This window comes from Pontivivens insulae (genome assembly GCF_900302495.1).
GTDB classification, from domain to species: Bacteria; Pseudomonadota; Alphaproteobacteria; order Rhodobacterales; family Rhodobacteraceae; genus Pontivivens; species Pontivivens insulae.
This window is the reverse complement of sequence record NZ_OMKW01000009.1, coordinates 1-2387: the sequence shown is the minus strand read 5'-3', so window position 1 is coordinate 2387 and position 2387 is coordinate 1. Positions and strand designations below refer to the sequence as shown.

The following is a 2387-nucleotide window of genomic DNA, read 5'->3' as shown; positions in this document are numbered from 1 at the left end:
GAGCCCAAAACCTACCGTAATTCTGCAAGGCGGCGAATGTCGGTTTTGCGGAGTTGCTTTAACCGCTATTAGCGAGCGCTCGAAGGATCATTTCACATTGCCGCTCGACCGACGCAGCGATTGGTTGCGCGCGCAAGGCGGGAGACCCTTGAAGGTCGGACATGCCGTGAATGGCGGACCATGCAAAGAACTGAGCGCCAGATTCAGGCGGTTTGATGAGCTCGTAATGAGCGAGTTCGGCCAGAGACTTGCCCAACCAGTCATAAGTTGACGGACGGACGGATGTTTTACCGGTGGCCATGCCGAACGGTCCGAACATCAGACGCCACAACTCGGTGCGCTCGTTCGCAAAGGAAACGTAAACCATGGCCAGCGCGGTGAACCGATTTGCCGCATCCGCCGCATTACGCGGGACGCTATCAAAAGGCACAACCTCCTCGAAGGCGGCAGCAAGCGCATCGAATCCTCGCTCCGCGACACTCTGCAAAAGGGCGTTCTTGTCGGGGAAATGACGATACGCGGCTCCCGGTGACACGCCTAGATCGCGCGCCGCCCTGCGCACTGAAAGGTCCGCCAGCAGGCCTTCATTGGCGGCGTTCAAGGTATAATCAACGAGGGCTTCCTTGAGATTGCCATGATGATGCGCGTCGCGCGGCTTTGTCTGTATCATGGCAGTTTTGTAATCAGTGTTTACATTGCATGCAAGACGGCTTATGTAACCAGTGATTACTTTTGGAGCAGATCGATGAACGCCATGACCGAAATCACTACAGCTGCACCTGTTTCACATACCGTGCCAACATCTCTAGGGCGGCTTAACGTAGTCGAACATGGCCAAGGGCCTGAGACGATTGTCCTCTGGCCGTCTATCTTCACGGATCACCACATTTACGAAGATCTGATCGCGACCATGGGCACCTCCTATCGCTTTCTGCTCATTGACGGTCCTGCCCACGGGCTGAGCGAAGGCGGAAGCGACGAGTTTACTATGGAAGACTGTGCCACGGCGATGAGCGAGGTCATGGACTATTTCAACCTGGAGGCGGCAATCATCGGCGGCACCTCTTGGGGCGGGATCACAGCCGCGCACCTCGCCTTGATGTGGCCTGCCCGCGTCAAGGCTCTGGTGCTCATGAACACGCCCATGCAGATCGACGCGGCCCGACCCGGTCTCAAGGCCCGGTTCATCGCTACGGGCGCAAGGTGGGCGCTGACGACAACGACGTTCCGCAATGGCGTCGCGAAGAGTTTCTTCTCTGATGACGTCCTGGCCGCGAATTCGACGTACGCCAAAGCCTTCCACGCCATGTTGAAACAGGCAAATCCAGTGTCGCTGGCGGCGGCGATCCGGTCGGTCATCCTACGCGGCTCGCCGTTGATTGAGCGCATGACGGAACTCGCCGTTCCGACCCTCGTCATCGCCGGAAAACAAGATGCGATGTATCCGATCGCCATACAGGCTGAAGCGGCCCTATTGGCCCCGAACGGCCATTTCGCCCCCGTCGGAGGCAAACACATCTCGGTCGTCGAACACCCCGAGCACGTGGCCGAAGCCCTCACCCGCTTCATCGCGTCGGAGGTTGCAGAATGACTTTTCTGATCCTGGGAGCCACCGGCCTGCAAGGCGGTGCCGTCGCGCGCGAAATGCTCAAACGTGGGCAATCCATCCGCGTCCTTACCCGTCGGGCATCATCGCCGAAGGCAAAGGCGCTTGCGAATAAGGGAGCGGAAATCGTCGAGGGCGATTTGTCCAAGCCCGAAACTCTGCCGCCAGCTTTCGAAGGCGTGACCGGCGTCTTCTCGGTCCAAGACTTCTATGCGCCCGGCGTGGGGCTGGTGGGCGAGCTGGAACAAGGCCGCGCCGTGCTGGCTGCTGCAAAAGCGGCCGGGGTGCGCCATATCGTTCAGTCCAGCATGGGTGAAGGCAATGCCCCAGGCGGGCCCGAACATTTCATCTCGAAAGCGCTTCTGGAACGGGAGATCAAACGGAGCGGTATCGACTGGACGCTTTTGGGGACCGTCTGGTTCATGGACAATTTGCTGAACCCCGAGATGAAGCCCGCACTGATGTTCCCGGTGCTGTCCGGTTCGCTTGATCGGAAGACAAGTTTCCAGATGCTGGCCATAGAAGACCTGGGCTGGATGGCGGCGGAGGCATTGGTCGATCCGGATACCTTGGCCGGGCGCAAGATCAATTTGGCGGGCGATGTGATGACTGTCGCGCAAATGAAAGAGACATACCAAGCAGTTACCGCAAAACGCCCAAAGGGCTGGCGCCTCCCTCGCGCCCTGTTTCGAAGGCTGGTGCCAGAATTTGCTGAGCAACTGGCCTGGCACAACAGGGTGAATTTCGCATTCGGGAGTGAAGAGCTGCGAAAGATCAAACC

At 58.7% G+C, this 2387-nt stretch carries 3 protein-coding genes; 2 read left to right on the top strand and 1 reads right to left on the bottom strand.

Features of this window, described 5'->3' with window-relative positions; genetic code table 11:
* Positions 1 to 58: 58 nt before the first annotated feature.
* Positions 59 to 670, bottom strand: coding sequence for a TetR/AcrR family transcriptional regulator (locus tag POI8812_RS17520; RefSeq protein WP_108783911.1), 612 nt, complete (start codon positions 668 to 670; stop codon positions 59 to 61).
* A gap of 75 nt (positions 671 to 745) precedes the next feature.
* On the opposite strand from POI8812_RS17520, the gene POI8812_RS17515 reads away from it, so the two are divergent.
* Together POI8812_RS17515 and POI8812_RS17510 are read left to right on the top strand one after the other, a co-directional pair.
* Positions 746 to 1591 carry an alpha/beta fold hydrolase gene (locus POI8812_RS17515; protein WP_181377215.1) on the top strand — a complete coding sequence of 282 codons (846 nt, stop codon included), beginning with the start codon at positions 746 to 748 and terminating at the stop codon, positions 1589 to 1591.
* Positions 1588 to 2387: NmrA/HSCARG family protein (locus POI8812_RS17510; RefSeq protein WP_108783909.1), on the top strand; the 800-nt coding region annotated here is incomplete at its 3' end. The genes POI8812_RS17515 and POI8812_RS17510, both read left to right, overlap by 4 nt.